Source organism: Halomonas sp. Bachu 37, from assembly GCF_039691755.1.
Taxonomy (GTDB): domain Bacteria; phylum Pseudomonadota; class Gammaproteobacteria; order Pseudomonadales; family Halomonadaceae; genus Vreelandella; species Vreelandella kashgarensis.
In genome coordinates this window covers 2,896,313-2,910,985 of the sequence record NZ_CP137552.1, presented here as the reverse complement: position 1 = coordinate 2,910,985, position 14,673 = coordinate 2,896,313, and the positions used below count along the sequence as shown (strand labels likewise).

Sequence of the window (14,673 nt, the reverse complement as noted above, 5' to 3'; positions counted from 1 at the left end):
TGTCGCTTAGCGTTGCCTTCAATGGGTATTGTTGAAGCGGTATTCGCTGTGACCGGTGGAGAAAACCGAGCATCCCGATAGCTTCCAATGCACTACCCTTATTTTACCTGAACATGACGTGGAGTTCGGCCATGAGCCTCAATGTGGATAGTGCCGAGATGGCCTTTACCTTCAAGGGCGGCATGTTGCCGATGACGATCATGGAGCTGAGCAGTGCCGACCCGGAGAGTATTCGTCGTCAGCTCGCCGGCAAGCTCACCCAGTCACCGGCGTTCTTCCAGCATACACCGGTCGTGCTCAGTGTGGAAAAACTCGGTGAGCCGCACCTGGCTCTGGAGCGTATCTGTGCCGTCTGCCGCGATCACAAGCTCTTGCCGGTGGCGGTGCGCGGCGGCCCCGAACCCGTCAAGCAGTCCGCCTGGGCGTTGGGGCTGGGCTGGTTCCCACCCGCGGACGCAGGGCGTGCCCGCACACTGGAAAGCGTGGACGGCGCCGGTCAGAAGCCGAGCGGAACTACCGAACCGGAACTTGCACCCGCGCTCGGCACGGCGGGTAACGGTACTCGGCTCTACCGAGGCACGGTTCGCTCGGGCCAGCAGGTCAGTGCCGCCGACGGCGACCTGGTGGTGATCGGCGCGGTGAATGCCGGTGCGGAAGTGCTGGCCGCCGGCAGTATCCACGTCTATGGCGCCCTGCGTGGCCGAGCCTTGGCGGGGATCCATGGCAATACCGCCGCGGGTGTCTACTGCCGTGAGCTCCACGCAGAACTGCTTTCGGTGGCCGGTAACTACAAGCGCCTGGAGGATATCGATTCACGCTTGCTGGGAGCGCCGGCCGAAGTGCGTTTTGTCGACGAGCAGCTGGAGATACTCTCCTTGACTTAGGTTGCCCGGTGGACTCGGCAGGCTGGCGACGTCAAGAGTCAAAATCGGCTACAGTAGGGTGTTAATAACATAAGTTAAGTAAGCGTTCAGATTGACGACGAATTCAAAGGGTAGCCTTCGAACCGGCGCCTGCCATTTTCGGCAGCAATCGAGTACGGGCGTACCGTCCATTTGCATGTTTTCAGTAAAGGAAACTTATCTTGGCCAAGATCATTGTCGTGACCTCCGGAAAAGGCGGCGTGGGCAAGACCACGAGCGCAGCGGCTATTTCCACCGGACTTGCGTTACGCGGAAAGAAAACCGTCGTTATCGATTTCGATGTCGGGCTGCGTAACCTCGATCTCATCATGGGATGCGAGAGGCGTGTCGTCTATGACCTGGTGAATGTCATCCAGGGAGAAGCGGGGCTCAATCAAGCCCTGATTCGTGACAAGCGCGTCGAGAATCTCTTCATTCTTCCCGCCTCGCAAACTCGAGACAAGGATGCACTGACCCCCGAAGGCGTGGAGGAAGTGCTCGAGAAGCTCCGGGCGGATTTCGACTTCATCCTCTGCGACTCACCGGCGGGAATCGAGCGCGGCGCCCAGCTGGCCATGTACTTCGCCGATGAGGCTATCGTGGTGACCAACCCGGAAGTTTCCTCGGTACGCGATTCCGATCGCATTCTGGGCTTGCTGGCGTCGAAGACCCGGCGGGCCGAGCAGGGTAACGACCGGATCAAGGAGCACTTGTTGATCACGCGTTACAACCCGAGCCGGGTCACCTCGGGGGACATGCTCACCCTGGAGGATATTCGCGAGATTCTGGCCATCGACCTGCTGGGGCTGATACCCGAATCCGAAGCCGTGCTGCGTGCCTCCAACCAGGGCGTGCCGGTTACCCATGACGCCAATAGCGATGCCGGCCAGGCCTATACCGACACGGTATCGCGCTTGCTGGGTGAGGAAGTGCCGCTACGTTTTCATGAGTACCAGAGAAAAGGACTGCTGAGCCGCGTGTTCGGGGGAGGTCGTCGATGAAACTGCTGGAGTTCTTGAAGCGCGAGCGCAAGAAATCCGCCTCGGTGGCCAAGGAACGTCTTCAGATCATCGTGGCACATCAGCGCAGCCAGCGGGGTCAACCCGACTACATGCCGCTGCTGGAGCGTGAGCTGCTGGAAGTGATTCGGCGCTACGTGCATGTCGACGATGACGCCATCCAGATATCGCTGGACAGCGAAGACAACTGCTCGGTGCTGGAGCTGAACGTGACGCTGCCCAAAAGCTGAAGGCGAGGCTCGGGCGTGGAAGGCGGGTATGCTAGGCTTGGGTTTTCCTTGCCTAGCGGAGTGCCCAGTACATGGCACAGAAAGAGTACATGGCGCAGAAAGAGCACATGGCCCAGTCCCCAGCCGCACCGACCAGTTTTCTTTGGCACGATTACGAGACCTTTGGAGCCGATCCGCGCCGTGATCGTCCCGCCCAGTTCGCGGCGTTGCGTACCGATGCCGATTTCAACGAAATCGGCGACCCCATCGAATTGTACTGCAAGCCCGCTGACGATTATCTGCCGCACCCCGCCGCCTGTCTGATCACCGGCATCACGCCCCAGCAGGCACGCCGCAAGGGGCTGCCTGAAGCCGAGTTCGCCGGTGCCATCTCCGCCGTCATGAGCGAGCCCGGCACTTGCGTGGTCGGCTACAACAGCCTGCGTTTCGACGATGAAATCACGCGTCATCTGTTCTATCGTAACCTGCTCGACCCCTATGCTCGCGAGTGGCAGAACGGTAATTCGCGCTGGGACCTGATCGATGTGGTACGGGCGTTTCACACGCTGCGCCCCGAGGGCATCTCCTGGCCGCAACGCGAAGACGGCTGCCCGAGTTTCAAGCTGGAACACCTCACCGCGGCCAACGGTATCGCCCACGAAGGCGCCCACGACGCGGTGGCCGATGTGCGCGCCACCATAGCGCTGGCGCGCCTGTTGAAGAAGCAGAATCCCCGATTGTTCGACTATCTGCTGGGGCTGCGCGGCAAACGTGCGGTGGCCCGCCAGATCGATTTGCCAAGCGGCAAGCCCTTGTTGCATATTTCCCGCCGCTACCCGGCGAGCCGCAGTTGCAGCGCCCTGGTGATGCCGTTGGCGGAGCATCCCACCAACCCCAATGGCGTGATCGTCTATGACTTGAGTGTCGATCCCGGGGCGCTATTGTCACTGACAGCGGAGGAGATTCGCCAACGTGTCTTTGTCAGCCATCAGGATCTGGCCGAGGGGGAAGCGCGTATTCCGCTTAAAGTGGTTCACATCAATCGCTGTCCGGTAATTTTTCCGGCAACGGTACTCAAGGATACCCAAGGGCCGAACAAGGGCGAATACGGCGCGATCGTCGCTCGGCTGGGCCTCGACATGGCCACCTGCCGTCGCCATTGGAAGATGCTGCGCGAAGCAGCGGGCGTTGCCGCCAAGGTGGCGGAAGTGTTCAACGCGCCGCTGGGGGACGAGGTGGAAGACCCCGACTTGATGCTCTACTCGGGCGGCTTCTTCTCCGCCGCGGATCGCCAGCAGATGCAGCAGGCCCGGGAAACCCCGGCCTGGGACCTGGTAGGCAAACGGTTTGCTTTTCAGGATGCCCGTCTGGAGGAAATGCTGTTTCGTTATCGGGCGAGGAGTTATCTGGAGACCCTGGAGGGCGAAGAGGCCGCTCAGTGGGAGGCATTTCGCTGGGCGCGCATGAACGACGCCACCCAGGCGGGGCTGACGCTGCAGGGTTTCGCCCGGGAAATCGAGCGTTACAACCACCAGCCCCTGAGCGAGCGCGAACGCCGGATTCTCGAGGAACTGGTGATGTACGTGGAGTCGATCGTGCCCGCCCAGGCCTTCGATCAGTAAGGCCCGGGCGTCAGTGATTTACGATCCTTCGGGTAGCGGTTCTCGGGAATCGCGGAAGGGCTGGATATCGCTGGGAGCGTCATCGGGGTCGAAGCGGATTTCCAGAGCCTGCGAGCGCCAGGTCTCCCATTGGTCGCGCAGGGCTTCCACGCTGACTTCCAGGGCCAGATTGGCGCGCCGCTGTTGATGATCGAAAGCCACATCCTCCATGACGGTCGCCTGCCAAAAACGATTCGCCATGCCCGCCAGGCTGGTGTCGCGTTGCGTCAGGCAGTCATGAACGGCTTGGCGATAGGGCGCCAGTGCTTCATCGTCTAGTGCTTCAAGACGCATGCCGGTCTGGGCCAGAAACGCTTCGATGCGTTCGGCGATGGTGTCGCTATCCGCATCCGATGACTGCACGACCAGGGCGATTCCCGGCGCATCGAGCAGCGGCGAGTAGGCGGCATTGACCACGTAGCCCAACTGCTCCTCGGTTCGTAGACGCTGGTAGAAGGGGCTCTGCAGCCATTGAGCCAGGACGCTCATCTCGGCTTGCTCCTCGAGCGTGCGCTGGCTGCCTTGCAGGTAATGCAGTACCAGCGACTCCTCGCGCTCGCTATGGGGGTGCAGTATCGGGGGCTCTTCGCCCACTGCCAGCGGCGTCAGGCTACCGACTTCCTCTCGTGACAGGCGGGGCGTCAACAGTTCTTCGACTCGCCGGGTCAACTCGATGGCATGGCCGGAACCCAGATTGCCGACCGCCATGGCATCGACATGCAAGTCGTCCATGAAGCGTTGACGAAAGTCGCGAAGGTTAAACAGGGTCAGCCGTTCGCTGGCCTCGAGCATATCTGCGAAAGACCATTGCGGGGTGAGCAACGCCTCGCCGAGGGTGCGGCTCGCCTGGCTGTATAGCGAGGCCTGGGGAGCATTGCGCCATTCGCGTTGCAGTTGGTAGCGAACCCGCTCGAAGGAGGCGGGGTCGATTCGCCCGGATTCGAGTTGCTCGAGCACTTCCTCCACCAGCGGTGCCTGACCGTCGCGCCAGCCGGAAAATGCCAGGGTGATGCCGCGGGAATGCGCGTAGGCATTGGCGGCCTGGCCGGCAAGCCAAGCGGGATAGAGCGTCTGGTTGAGGCTGTCATTAAGCCAGCCGGCCAGCAGCCGCGCCAGCACCGCTTCCTCGGCGGAGTAGTTGGCAGTGGGGTTTTGCAGGCTGAAGCGCCACTCGACCTTGGGGGTGTCGAAGGTGTCGTCCTGCTTGTGCCACAACGTGAGCGCCGGCTCGTCGATCAGTACGCGGGGCAGGGCGTTGTAACCGTTCAGCAAGGTCAGGTCTTCGGCGATATAGGGGTTGGGCTCGGGCAGCGCCAGCCCGCCGAGGGCCGTGCCGGGAGTCGGCGTTTCGAGTTCGTTCCAGGGGGCGTTGAACCAGGGCGAAGGGGTGTCGCCTGCCACCTCGGGGCCAATGTACAGACGGATCAGGTTATCGGGGCGCAAGGCGTCGAGGTACGGGCTTACTCGTTCTCGATCGAATCCCTCCATGCGGTAGGGCGCGTACTGGACATCCTCCACCGGATAGCGCGACAGGCTCATGGCGAGCCGCGTGGCTTCCTGCTGGGGTGCGCCATGTTGCTGAAAACGAAAGCTCTGCTCCGCCAGCTTCGCCTGTTCCTGGTAGCGCCACTGCTCCAGACCGCTTTCGCGAATCTGCTCGATTGCGGCAAACAGGGTGGCCTCGATATCCTCGATTCGCTCGGCTCCCTCGGGGGTCAGGCTGATGGTGACCGTAAACAGCGCATCCTGGCCGTCGGCACGACCGACACCGGTGCTCAGAGCGTCGGCCAGACCCGCCTGGCGCAGTACCGCCAGCAGGCTACCTTCGCCCTCGTGACCCAGCAGGTGGGCGATGAGGGACGAAGGCTTGTGGCGATAGTCGCTGGTGGGGTCGGGGACGGGGAAGAAGAAACGCAGCTGGCGGCTGTCGCGTATCGACTGGACTTCGGCGTAGCGGGGCAGGGTATCCGTCTTCGCCAGAGGAGCTTCGACTACCGGGCGTTCCAGGTCGCGATCGGCGATGCCGGTAAAGCGATCCAGTATTAGTGTCTCCAGTTCATCCAGCGGTTGCGGCGCGACGACAGCCAGGTGCATCACGTTGGCATCGTAATAGGCATGGTAGAAGTCCATGACGCGCTCGCGCAGGCTAGGTTCGCCTGCCGGTGGACTGGCCAGCGTTTCACGGCTGCCCACGGCAAAGCCGGTTGTCGGATTTTCGGGGTTCAGTAGCTGGTTCAGGACATCGTTTTCCCGTCGCCCTTCATCGCGAATGCGCGCCATGTATTCGGAATGGACGATGTTGCGCTCGCTTTCCAGCTGGTCGGCGTTGAAAAGCGGTGAAATGAAGAATTCGCTGAAGCGGTCGAGGGCGCCGGGCAGCGCGGATGGCTCGATGTCGAAAAAATAATTGGTGTCCTGCTGGGCGGTAAAGGCGTTGTGACTGCCGGCGTGACGGGTGATATAGCTCTGGTAGGCATCCGATTCGGGATAGCTTTCGGTGCCCAGGAACAGCATGTGTTCCAGAAAGTGCGCCAGGCCCTGGAGGTCGTCTGGGTCCTGGGCACTGCCGACGTCGATATTCATCGACGCGGCTGCCTTGTCGGCCTCGGGATCGCTGATCAACAGCGCGGTGAGGCCGTTCTCCAATTCCAGTATCCGGTACTCGCGGCTATCGTAGGGGCTGACCACTGGCGTCGTCACGTCGGCCAGACCCTTCTCTGCCAGGGCGATGCCCGGCCAGGAAGCGCTCACCAACAGAATGACGGATAGCATCGGGATCAGGCGGTGGGGCCGGCCCAGCGGGCGGGGAGGATAAGGCATCACAGCTCCTGTCTTTACGAAGCCCAGCGCAGCATCGGGCCAATGGGATAGGCGCAATCCGATGACTGGTAGGCGGGATTATTGACCTTCTTGGATACCGGAAACGCGCCCAATAGTTCCATCGGGGCGGGCATCAACAGTGATTTCGCCATGTCCGGCGGTGTTCGAGCGTCCAGCCAGGTGCCGGCATCGTCGGATGCGATGATCGCGGGCAAACGATCGCTAAGCGGTGTCAGCCAGGCACTGGCAGGCACCGTGACGAGCGCCGCGGAATCGGTGAAATCCGTCAGGCTGGTATGGTAGCGGCACCATACCCCCGCCAGAAACAACGGCATGCGCTCCACCTGGGTGATCAGGTACGGCTGCTTGGCGCGTGGCTGGTTCTTCCACACATACATGCCGGTGACCGGCACCAGGCAACGCCGTGCGGCGAATGCATCGCGGAACATGCTGCGCTGCTCGAGCGATTCCGCCCGGGCGCAGTGCGGGGCGTGGTCCAGGACTTTCAGCCAGGGTGGCGTCAACCCCCAGAAGATGTCGCCCAGACGTAGACTGCCCCCTTCCTGGCGGATGGCGGAAATACCGCGTCGCGGGGCCAGGTTGGGAGACTCGATCAGCGGAGCGTCCGCCTCGAGCCGAGGGAGCAGCCGGGTCAAGTCACAGCGGTGGACGTGCAGGCGTCCGGTCATCGAGACCTCCTGGCCCGCAAAACGGACTCGCGATGAAAGTTGGCGGATATTGCCGCTTCTGGTATCGAAAACACTGTTCGATGTAGGGTATCCTATATGACCCATCGTTTGCGCTAAAGAGCAGCAATGGCGGCTTCCGCTGCAGTTGAGCACAACCCTTTGTAGTCGATCACGAGAGAGAGCCATGGCCCGTCCCCGACAGCACGCTCCCGACGCGCTACATGCACAGGTCATGCATGCCTGTGATGTCTGGCTGTCATCGCGGCCGGTGCATTCCCTTTCCCTGCGCGCCCTGGCTCGCGAGGTGGGCTGCGCGCCGAGTACGCTGCTCAAGCTCTACGGTAGCTTCAACAACCTGCTGCAACACGTCAACGTGGAGTCGCTGGGTCGCTTGCAACAGGCGATCACGGGGCTGGAGGACGACGCGTCGCCTGAACCGTGGCTGCGCGCCCTGGCCCACGCCTATTGGCACTTCGCCGAAGCGGATTGCTTTCGCTGGCAACTGCTGTTCGATTACCCGCTGGCCCAGGAAGGCGAGCTGGACCAGCGCCAGAGCGACTTGATCGAGGCGCTGTTCACTCAGGTGGAAAACACGCTCAAGGCTTATCAGCCTGCCCTGGACGATCTCGAGGCGAGGCGCCTGGGGCGAACTCTCTGGGGGAGTGTTCACGGCCTGGTACAGCTTGGCCTCAATGAACGCCTGGGGTACTGGCAGGGCCAGCAGTTGAAAGTGGATGAATTACTCGATCAGCTGCTCAGCACGGTCCTCGCCGGCTTGCGCCACAAGGAACGCTCGACGTGACGTCATGGTGGGTGGCGGGTCTGGTGGGGGCGCTGGTTCTCACCTCTATTCTGGTACTTGTGCGTCACCGTCTGCGCTACGCGACCCGCTGGGTGCTGCGCTGGGTAATATTGCTGTTGGTACGGCTTTGCTATCGCCTGGAGCTGCATGGCAGCGAATGCCTGCCTCGCCACGGTGGTGCGCTGATGGTATGCAATCATGTCAGTTTCATGGATGCGTTGGTGCTGGGAGGTGCGTGTCCCAGGCCGCTGCGTTTCGTCATGGACAGGCCGATCTACGATTCGCCGTGGTTGAACTGGTGGTTTCGTCTGGTGGGGGCGATCCCCATCGAGTCCGAACGACGCGACCCCGGCGCGTTACGCCGTACACTGGACGAGGTGAGCCAGGCGCTGGGCGAGGGCGAAATCGTCATGGTGTTTCCGGAGGGCCGATTGACTCCGAACGGCGAAGTGCAGCCGTTCCGCAGAGGCCTGGAAACCATCCTGGCGCGCGATCCGGTGCCGGTTATCCCCGCCGGACTGTCCGGCTTGTGGGGCTCGTGGACCTCGCACTGCGGCGGGCCTGCGCTGAGCAAATGGCCACGCCGGTTCCGCGCCCGCGTGAGTCTCCATTTCGGTCCTCCCATCTCGCCCCACGAAGCTGGACAGATCGCCTTGCGCCGCTACCTGGAAGCGCGGGTGCGCGTGCTCAAGACGACCGCTGACGAGGATGTTCAGGGCGGCTCCAGGGATTAACGCCGCGGCAGGCGCGTCCGCTGCCAGCAGCGGGCGGAGGTAATGAGATTGTCGCGAATCTCGAGAATCTCCATCCGTGTATTGCCGATCTCCAGCGACGCCGGACCTTCCGGGAACGCTTCGAGATGTTCGAGGATCAAACCATTCAACGTCTTGGGACCATCGGTGGGTAGCTGCCAGCCCAATGCCTTGTTGATCTCGCGGATATTCGCCGTGCCTTCGATGACATGGCTGCCATCATCCTGCTGATGAATATCTTCGTCTTCGGAGACATCGGTGGTGAACTCGCCCACGATCTCCTCAAGGATGTCCTCCAGCGTTACCAGTCCCTCTACGTCCCCATATTCATCGACCACGATACCGATACGCCGTTTCTGCTTCTGAAAATTGAGCAGTTGCGTATGCAAAGGGGTGGATTCGGGAATGAAATAGGGCTCCCGGGCTTCCTGGACGATGGCTGCCTTGGTCACCTCGTCCCGCGATAGAAAACGGGCGGCGTTGCGCAGATGCAGCATACCGATGATGTTATTGATATCGCCCTTGTAGACGGGCACGCGGGTATGCTGGCTGGTGCGTACCTGGGTAAGTATCTCCTCGAGGGAGTCGTCCAGGTCGATGCCGACCACTTCATGGCGCGGCACCATGATGTCGTTCACGGTGACGTTTTCCAGATCGAGGATGGAGAGTAGCATTGCCTGGTGGCGGCGGGGAATCAACGTACCCGCTTCATGGACGATGGTGCGCAGTTCGTCGCGGGTCAGGTTGTCGCCATCGCCCTCAACGCTCTTGACCCCGATCAGGCGCAGCAGGCCGTTGGACACCATATTGACCAGCCACACCAGCGGATAGAGGACCTTGAGCAGTGGCTCCAGGGCGTAGGAAGTAGGGTAGGCAATACGCTCTGGCTTGATGGCGGCGTAGGTCTTGGGCGTGACCTCGGCGAAAATCAGGATGGTAATGGTAAGCAGGGCCGTCGCAACGGCGGGGCCTGTGACATCGCCAAAGAAGTGGATGGCGATGATGGTGGCGATGGAGGCTGCCAGGTTATTGACGAAGTTGTTGCCGATCAGGATAACCCCGATCAGGCGATCCGGTCGGGCCAGCAGCCGCATGACACGCTTCGCCCGAGAATCACCGCTATTGGCCTGGTGGCTCAGGCGATAACGGTTGATGGACATCATGCCGGTTTCAGAGCTGGAAAAGAAAGCGGAAAGTGCAATCAGCAACACTAGCAGGCCGAACAATAACCCCAAGGGGAAGTCGTCGCTCAAGTCGGAGTTTCCTCTATCGTATGTCAGGCTTGATTTGTAGGGGGCGGACAAGGTCATGTCAAGGCGCCGAACGTCTCGGCACTGCCCCGCTTGACGCCATGCTCAGCCCTGGTGGAGCACAATCTCCAGCACAAACTTGCTGCCGAAATAGGCCAGGGCCAGCAGAATGCCGCCGCCGAGGGTCCAGCGTACCGCGCGCATGCCGCGCCAGCCGAAGCGATAGCGTCCCACCAGCAGGGTGGTGAAGATGATCCAGGCGAAAAGCGACAGCAGGGTCTTGTGTGCCAGGTGCTGGGCGAACAGATTGTCGAGGAAGATAAAGCCGCTGACGATCGACAGCGTCAACAGCAGAACGCCCGCCCATACCAGCTCGAACAGCACGCGCTCCATGGTGGTGAGCGGTGGCAGCGATTGGACGATGCCGCGGATATGATGATGCCGCAAGGCCTGGTTCTGCAGGCCCACCAGGACGGCCTGCACAGCGGCGATCACCAGCATGGCAAAGGCCAGAGCGGAGCTGATGGCGTGCAACAGGATGCCGGGAGTCAGGCCGGTGTCGCGGCCCTGGCTGGGCACCCAGGTAGCCACGATCAAGACGATGGCGGCGAGCGGGAAGAGTGCCACGGAAGCGTTTAGTACCGGCTTGAACAGGCTGGCGACCAGCAGGATATTGACCACTACCGCCATCAGTATCGTGGCGCTATTGGTAAAGCCGGGCCACAGCCCCGGGGATAGCTCCATCAGCTGGAACACCACCCAGATATGCAGCAGCAGGCCGAGCGCTCCAAGCAGGCGCACCATGCCTTGGCGTGGCGGTACACGGCGCAGTAGGGTCATGCCCTGCCAGATGGCGGCGGCGACATAGAGAACGAAAGCCAGGGTGGCAAATGGGAGCGCTTGCATTGTGCTGTCCGTGCGCCTTGCCAGCGCGTTGCAAGTGAATGGCAAGTCAATCTTACCCGCAAGGGATGGCGGCTACTATAACCAAACAATGTGGCTGCGCACAGCCATTGGTCTGCCGCGTCTGCGCCGCTATCATGGAGAGTCGGCGTCACAGGGCGTATAATCGCGACAAATCAGACCAGGCCGGTGGCGCTGAGCCAGCCGCGTTGGCAGAGGCAGAGAGGCCCTATGTTTCAGAATCTAAGCGAGCGTCTGTCGCAGACGCTGAAGTCGATCAAGGGTCAGGCGCGCCTGACCGAAGACAACATCAAGGATACGCTGCGCGAAGTGCGCCGCGCCCTGCTCGAGGCGGACGTCGCGCTGCCCGTGGTCAAGGCCTTCATCGATCGCGTGCGCGAACGAGCGGTAGGTCAGGAAGTCTCGCGCAGCCTGTCGCCGGGCCAGCAGTTCGTCAAGATTGTCCAGCAGGAGCTCGAGGCGATCATGGGCGAGGCCAACGAAGGCTTGAGCCTCAAGGGTTCGCCTGCCGTGGTATTGATGGCGGGCCTGCAGGGCGCGGGCAAGACCACCTCGGTGGCCAAGCTGGCGCGCTTTCTGCGTGAGCGCGAGAAGAAGAAGGTACTGGTCGTGTCGGCGGACGTGTATCGCCCCGCCGCCATCGATCAGCTGGAAACCCTGGCCAAGGAAGTGGCGGTGGAATTCTTCCCTTCGCGCTCCGACCAGAACCCGGTGGATATCGCCGAAGCCGCCGTCCGCCATGCCAAGATCCAGTTCCACGATGTGGTGCTCGTCGATACCGCCGGCCGTCTGGCCGTCGATGAAGCGATGATGGCTGAGATCCAGGCGCTGCATAAGGCCCTGTCTCCCCAGGAGACGCTGTTCGTCGTCGACGCCATGACCGGCCAGGATGCGGTCAACACCGCCAAGGCCTTCCAGGAAGCGCTGCCGTTGACCGGGGTTATCCTGACCAAGGCCGACGGCGACGCCCGCGGCGGCGCGGCCCTTTCGGTGCGCCATGTCACCGGGCAGCCGATCAAGTTCATGGGTGTGGGCGAGAAGGTCGACGCGCTGGAGCCCTTCCACCCCGACCGGGTCGCCTCACGCATCCTTGGCATGGGCGACATGCTGTCCCTGATCGAGGAAGCCGAGCGCACCGTCGACAAGGGCAAGGCGGAGCAGTTGGCCAAGAAGGTCAAGAAAGGCGAAGGGTTCGACCTGGAGGACTTTCGTGATCAATTGCAGCAGTTGAAGAAGATGGGCGGCATGGGCGGCTTGCTGGGCAAACTGCCGGGAATGGGGCAGATGGCGGAAATGGCCCAGGGGCCGGGGCCGGAGAAGGAGCTGGGCAAGCTCGAAGCCTTGATCAACTCCATGACGCCCAAGGAGCGCCACAAGCCGGAAATCATCAATGGTTCGCGCAAGCGCCGGATTGCCGCTGGTGCCGGCTTGCAGGTACCCGATCTCAATCGCCTGCTCAAGCAGCACAAGCAGATGCAGAAGATGATGAAGAAAGCAGGCAAGAAAGGCGGCATGCAGAAAATGATGCGCGGCATGTCCGGCATGATGGGCGGCGGCGGTCCGGGTGGTCCTGGCGGACCCGGAGGAATGGGCGGCATGGGCGGTCCTGGCGGCATGCCCTGGCGCTGAAACGTAGAGAAGCGCCGATGCTTGGCCGTTTTGCCCCTGCCAGGCTTTCCAAGCCGGTCGCATTTGCGTAGAATGCGGCCTCTTCATGCGTGGACCCCGCGTGCGCGTCCTTGAAAAAGGGCCTGCGATAGCCAGGTGCAGGCGCATGATCACCCGATGAAGCACACCTTCAACGCTATATATGAAGTGCTACTTCACTGTTCTCGTAACCTCAACCGAAGGATAGTTATCGTATGGTTACCATTCGTTTGGCACGTGGTGGCGCCAAGAAGCGTCCCTTCTACCACTTGACCGTGACCGATTCGCGCAATGCGCGTGACGGCCGTTTCATCGAGCGCGTGGGCTTTTTCAACCCCGTCGCCCGTGGTCAGGAAGAGCGTCTGCGCGTCGACCTCGACCGTGTGACACATTGGCAGAGCCAAGGTGCCCAGGTTTCTGGTCGCGTTGCCGAGCTGATCAAGGAAGCCCGCAAGCAGGCCTGAGCCCTGTATTGCGTTACCTTGCCGGTATGTGGAATCCCAGGGGAATACGATGAGGTCGTCGATGAACAATGCCGACAATAGCCGGTCGAGCGACGATCATGTGGTATTGGGCAAGCTGACCAGCCCCTATGGGGTCAAAGGCTGGCTCAAGGTGTACTCCTACACCAGCCCCATGGAACGCATTCTGGATTACCCCGAGTGGTGGCTGCGCCAGGGCGAACGCCTAACACGTTACACCATTGCCGAGGGGCGTCGACAGGGTAAAGGCATGGTGGTGAGCTTCGAGGAAGTGAGCGATCGCAGCGCGGCGGAAGCCATCGCCGGGGCCGAGATACTCATGTCCAAGAGCCACTTGCCCAAGCTTGGCGACGATGAGTACTACTGGCATGAGCTGGAAGGACTGAGCGTCTTCACTCAGGCCGGCGAACGGTTGGGACGGATCCAGTATCTGTTCGAGACCGGCGCCAACGATGTCATGGTGGTGCGCGGCGATGCCGAAGCCATCGACAAGCGCGAGCGTTTGATCCCGTTTCTGCCGGACGAGGTCATTCTGGAGGTGGCGCTGGAAAACGACCGCATGGTCGTCGACTGGGACCCCGACTTCTAGATGACTCAGGCAACGATGTGGATCGGCGTGGTATCGCTGTTTCCGGAAATGTTCGACGCGATTACTCGTCACGGCGTGACCGGACGAGCGGTGGAAAAGCAGCAAGTTGCGCTGGAGTTCTGGAACCCCCGCGACTACGCCACCGACCGCCATCGCAGCGTGGACGACCGCCCCTATGGTGGCGGGCCGGGCATGCTGATGAAGGTGGGTACGCTGAGAGCGGCGATACACGACGCCCGGGAACGTGCCGAGCAGGTCACCGGCAAGCCCGCGAAAGTGATCTATCTTTCGCCACAGGGGCGAAAGCTGGACCAGCGGGGCGCACGGTCACTGGTCGACGCGAGTCCACTGGTGGTGGTGGCGGGACGCTATGAAGGCATCGATGAACGCGTCGTCGAAAGTGACATCGACGAAGAGTGGTCGGTCGGGGATTATGTGCTGAGCGGTGGTGAGCTGCCGGCCATGGTGCTGATCGACGCAGCGGCTAGACTGGTACCCGGCGTACTGGGCCATCAGGATTCCGCTGTCGAGGATTCATTCAACAATGGGTTGCTGGACTGCCCGCACTATACTCGTCCGGAAGTGATCGACGGGCGCCAAGTGCCGACGGTGCTGTTGAGTGGCAACCATGCCGCCATCAAGCGCTGGCGACTGAAGCAGTCCCTGGGGCGTACCTGGCAGCGCCGGCCGGATCTTCTCGAAGAGCTGACGCTGGATGCTGAGCAGCAGAAATTGTTGCAGGAATACATCGACGAACACGCTCTGTCCCTCAAGCAAGACAGGGCGGCGGTGCAGGGCGGCAAGGGCGAGTAGCCGACGTACCTGCGTCACCCATAACGACTCCCGCGAGGCTCGTTTCGAGCGCCGGGATCACGGTTTGCCCCTTCCACAACTGCGTGGCGAGCCATTACGTTATTTAGGAGCATG

At 61.7% G+C, this 14,673-nt stretch carries 14 protein-coding genes; 10 read left to right on the top strand and 4 right to left on the bottom strand.

Annotated elements, in window-relative coordinates:
- Nucleotides 1-131 precede the first annotated feature (131 nt).
- From minC to sbcB, 4 genes are all read left to right on the top strand, one after another.
- Entirely contained in the window at nucleotides 132-884 is a 753-nt protein-coding gene (gene minC / locus R5M92_RS13330) for a septum site-determining protein MinC (RefSeq protein WP_346796449.1), read from the top strand.
- 200 nt (nucleotides 885-1,084) lie between these two features.
- Nucleotides 1,085-1,903 carry a septum site-determining protein MinD gene (gene minD / locus R5M92_RS13325; RefSeq protein ID WP_346796448.1) on the top strand — a complete coding sequence of 273 codons (819 nt, stop codon included), beginning with the start codon at nucleotides 1,085-1,087 and terminating at the stop codon, nucleotides 1,901-1,903.
- Nucleotides 1,900-2,151, top strand: coding sequence for a cell division topological specificity factor MinE (gene minE / locus R5M92_RS13320; RefSeq protein ID WP_016915987.1), 252 nt, complete (start codon nucleotides 1,900-1,902; stop codon nucleotides 2,149-2,151). Before minD ends, minE begins: the two co-directional genes overlap by 4 nt.
- Before the next feature lie 107 nt (nucleotides 2,152-2,258).
- Nucleotides 2,259-3,752 (top strand): exodeoxyribonuclease I, encoded by a 1,494-nt coding sequence (sbcB, locus tag R5M92_RS13315; RefSeq protein ID WP_346799375.1) that lies wholly within the window; start codon nucleotides 2,259-2,261, stop codon nucleotides 3,750-3,752.
- A gap of 18 nt (nucleotides 3,753-3,770) precedes the next feature.
- Here the strand turns inward: sbcB and R5M92_RS13310 are convergent, their stop codons facing one another.
- Together R5M92_RS13310 and R5M92_RS13305 are read right to left on the bottom strand one after the other, a co-directional pair.
- On the bottom strand, nucleotides 3,771-6,611 hold the full coding sequence (locus R5M92_RS13310) for an insulinase family protein (protein WP_346796446.1): 2,841 nt from the start codon (nucleotides 6,609-6,611) through the stop codon (nucleotides 3,771-3,773).
- Between the two features lie 14 nt (nucleotides 6,612-6,625).
- Nucleotides 6,626-7,300, bottom strand: a complete 675-nt coding sequence (locus R5M92_RS13305; RefSeq protein ID WP_346796445.1) for an SOS response-associated peptidase — start codon at nucleotides 7,298-7,300, stop codon at nucleotides 6,626-6,628.
- A 184-nt stretch (nucleotides 7,301-7,484) separates the two neighbouring features.
- On the opposite strand from R5M92_RS13305, the gene R5M92_RS13300 reads away from it, so the two are divergent.
- Nucleotides 7,485-8,102: a TetR-like C-terminal domain-containing protein gene (locus tag R5M92_RS13300; RefSeq protein ID WP_346796444.1), complete on the top strand. Its 618-nt coding sequence runs from the start codon at nucleotides 7,485-7,487 to the stop codon at nucleotides 8,100-8,102.
- A gap of 71 nt (nucleotides 8,103-8,173) precedes the next feature.
- The gene (locus R5M92_RS13295) at nucleotides 8,174-8,836 is read left to right on the top strand and encodes a 1-acyl-sn-glycerol-3-phosphate acyltransferase (RefSeq protein ID WP_417339167.1); all 663 of its coding nucleotides are present in this window, start codon (nucleotides 8,174-8,176) and stop codon (nucleotides 8,834-8,836) included.
- On the opposite strand, the gene R5M92_RS13290 is transcribed toward R5M92_RS13295, so the two are convergent.
- Both R5M92_RS13290 and R5M92_RS13285 read right to left on the bottom strand, forming a co-directional pair.
- Nucleotides 8,833-10,107 carry an HlyC/CorC family transporter gene (locus tag R5M92_RS13290; RefSeq protein ID WP_346796443.1) on the bottom strand — a complete coding sequence of 425 codons (1,275 nt, stop codon included), beginning with the start codon at nucleotides 10,105-10,107 and terminating at the stop codon, nucleotides 8,833-8,835. The two genes, R5M92_RS13295 and R5M92_RS13290, sit on opposite strands and share 4 nt — an antisense overlap.
- A gap of 102 nt (nucleotides 10,108-10,209) precedes the next feature.
- On the bottom strand, nucleotides 10,210-11,010 hold the full coding sequence (locus R5M92_RS13285) for a cytochrome C assembly family protein (protein WP_346796441.1): 801 nt from the start codon (nucleotides 11,008-11,010) through the stop codon (nucleotides 10,210-10,212).
- A gap of 228 nt (nucleotides 11,011-11,238) precedes the next feature.
- On the opposite strand from R5M92_RS13285, the gene ffh reads away from it, so the two are divergent.
- From ffh to trmD, 4 genes are all read left to right on the top strand, one after another.
- Nucleotides 11,239-12,657, top strand: a complete 1,419-nt coding sequence (ffh, locus tag R5M92_RS13280) for a signal recognition particle protein (RefSeq protein ID WP_346796440.1) — start codon at nucleotides 11,239-11,241, stop codon at nucleotides 12,655-12,657.
- A gap of 233 nt (nucleotides 12,658-12,890) precedes the next feature.
- Nucleotides 12,891-13,139 carry a 30S ribosomal protein S16 gene (gene rpsP, locus R5M92_RS13275; RefSeq protein WP_346796439.1) on the top strand — a complete coding sequence of 83 codons (249 nt, stop codon included), beginning with the start codon at nucleotides 12,891-12,893 and terminating at the stop codon, nucleotides 13,137-13,139.
- Between the two features lie 61 nt (nucleotides 13,140-13,200).
- Nucleotides 13,201-13,746, top strand: coding sequence for a ribosome maturation factor RimM (rimM, locus tag R5M92_RS13270; protein ID WP_346796438.1), 546 nt, complete (start codon nucleotides 13,201-13,203; stop codon nucleotides 13,744-13,746).
- A gap of 15 nt (nucleotides 13,747-13,761) precedes the next feature.
- Nucleotides 13,762-14,559, top strand: coding sequence for a tRNA (guanosine(37)-N1)-methyltransferase TrmD (trmD, locus tag R5M92_RS13265; RefSeq protein ID WP_346799372.1), 798 nt, complete (start codon nucleotides 13,762-13,764; stop codon nucleotides 14,557-14,559).
- The last annotated feature ends 114 nt before the right edge of the window (nucleotides 14,560-14,673 follow it).

Coding starts and splice junctions, on each gene's coding strand:
- R5M92_RS13310 (WP_346796446.1), bottom strand. CDS start 6,611: ATGCCTTATCCTCCCCGCCCGCTGGGCCGGCCCCACCGCCTGATCCCG.
- R5M92_RS13300 (WP_346796444.1), top strand. CDS start 7,485: ATGGCCCGTCCCCGACAGCACGCTCCCGACGCGCTACATGCACAGGTC.
- trmD (WP_346799372.1), top strand. CDS start 13,762: ATGTGGATCGGCGTGGTATCGCTGTTTCCGGAAATGTTCGACGCGATT.
- R5M92_RS13285 (WP_346796441.1), bottom strand. CDS start 11,010: ATGCAAGCGCTCCCATTTGCCACCCTGGCTTTCGTTCTCTATGTCGCC.
- minC (WP_346796449.1), top strand. CDS start 132: ATGAGCCTCAATGTGGATAGTGCCGAGATGGCCTTTACCTTCAAGGGC.
- ffh (WP_346796440.1), top strand. CDS start 11,239: ATGTTTCAGAATCTAAGCGAGCGTCTGTCGCAGACGCTGAAGTCGATC.
- rimM (WP_346796438.1), top strand. CDS start 13,201: ATGAACAATGCCGACAATAGCCGGTCGAGCGACGATCATGTGGTATTG.
- minE (WP_016915987.1), top strand. CDS start 1,900: ATGAAACTGCTGGAGTTCTTGAAGCGCGAGCGCAAGAAATCCGCCTCG.
- rpsP (WP_346796439.1), top strand. CDS start 12,891: ATGGTTACCATTCGTTTGGCACGTGGTGGCGCCAAGAAGCGTCCCTTC.
- sbcB (WP_346799375.1), top strand. CDS start 2,259: ATGGCCCAGTCCCCAGCCGCACCGACCAGTTTTCTTTGGCACGATTAC.
- R5M92_RS13305 (WP_346796445.1), bottom strand. CDS start 7,300: ATGACCGGACGCCTGCACGTCCACCGCTGTGACTTGACCCGGCTGCTC.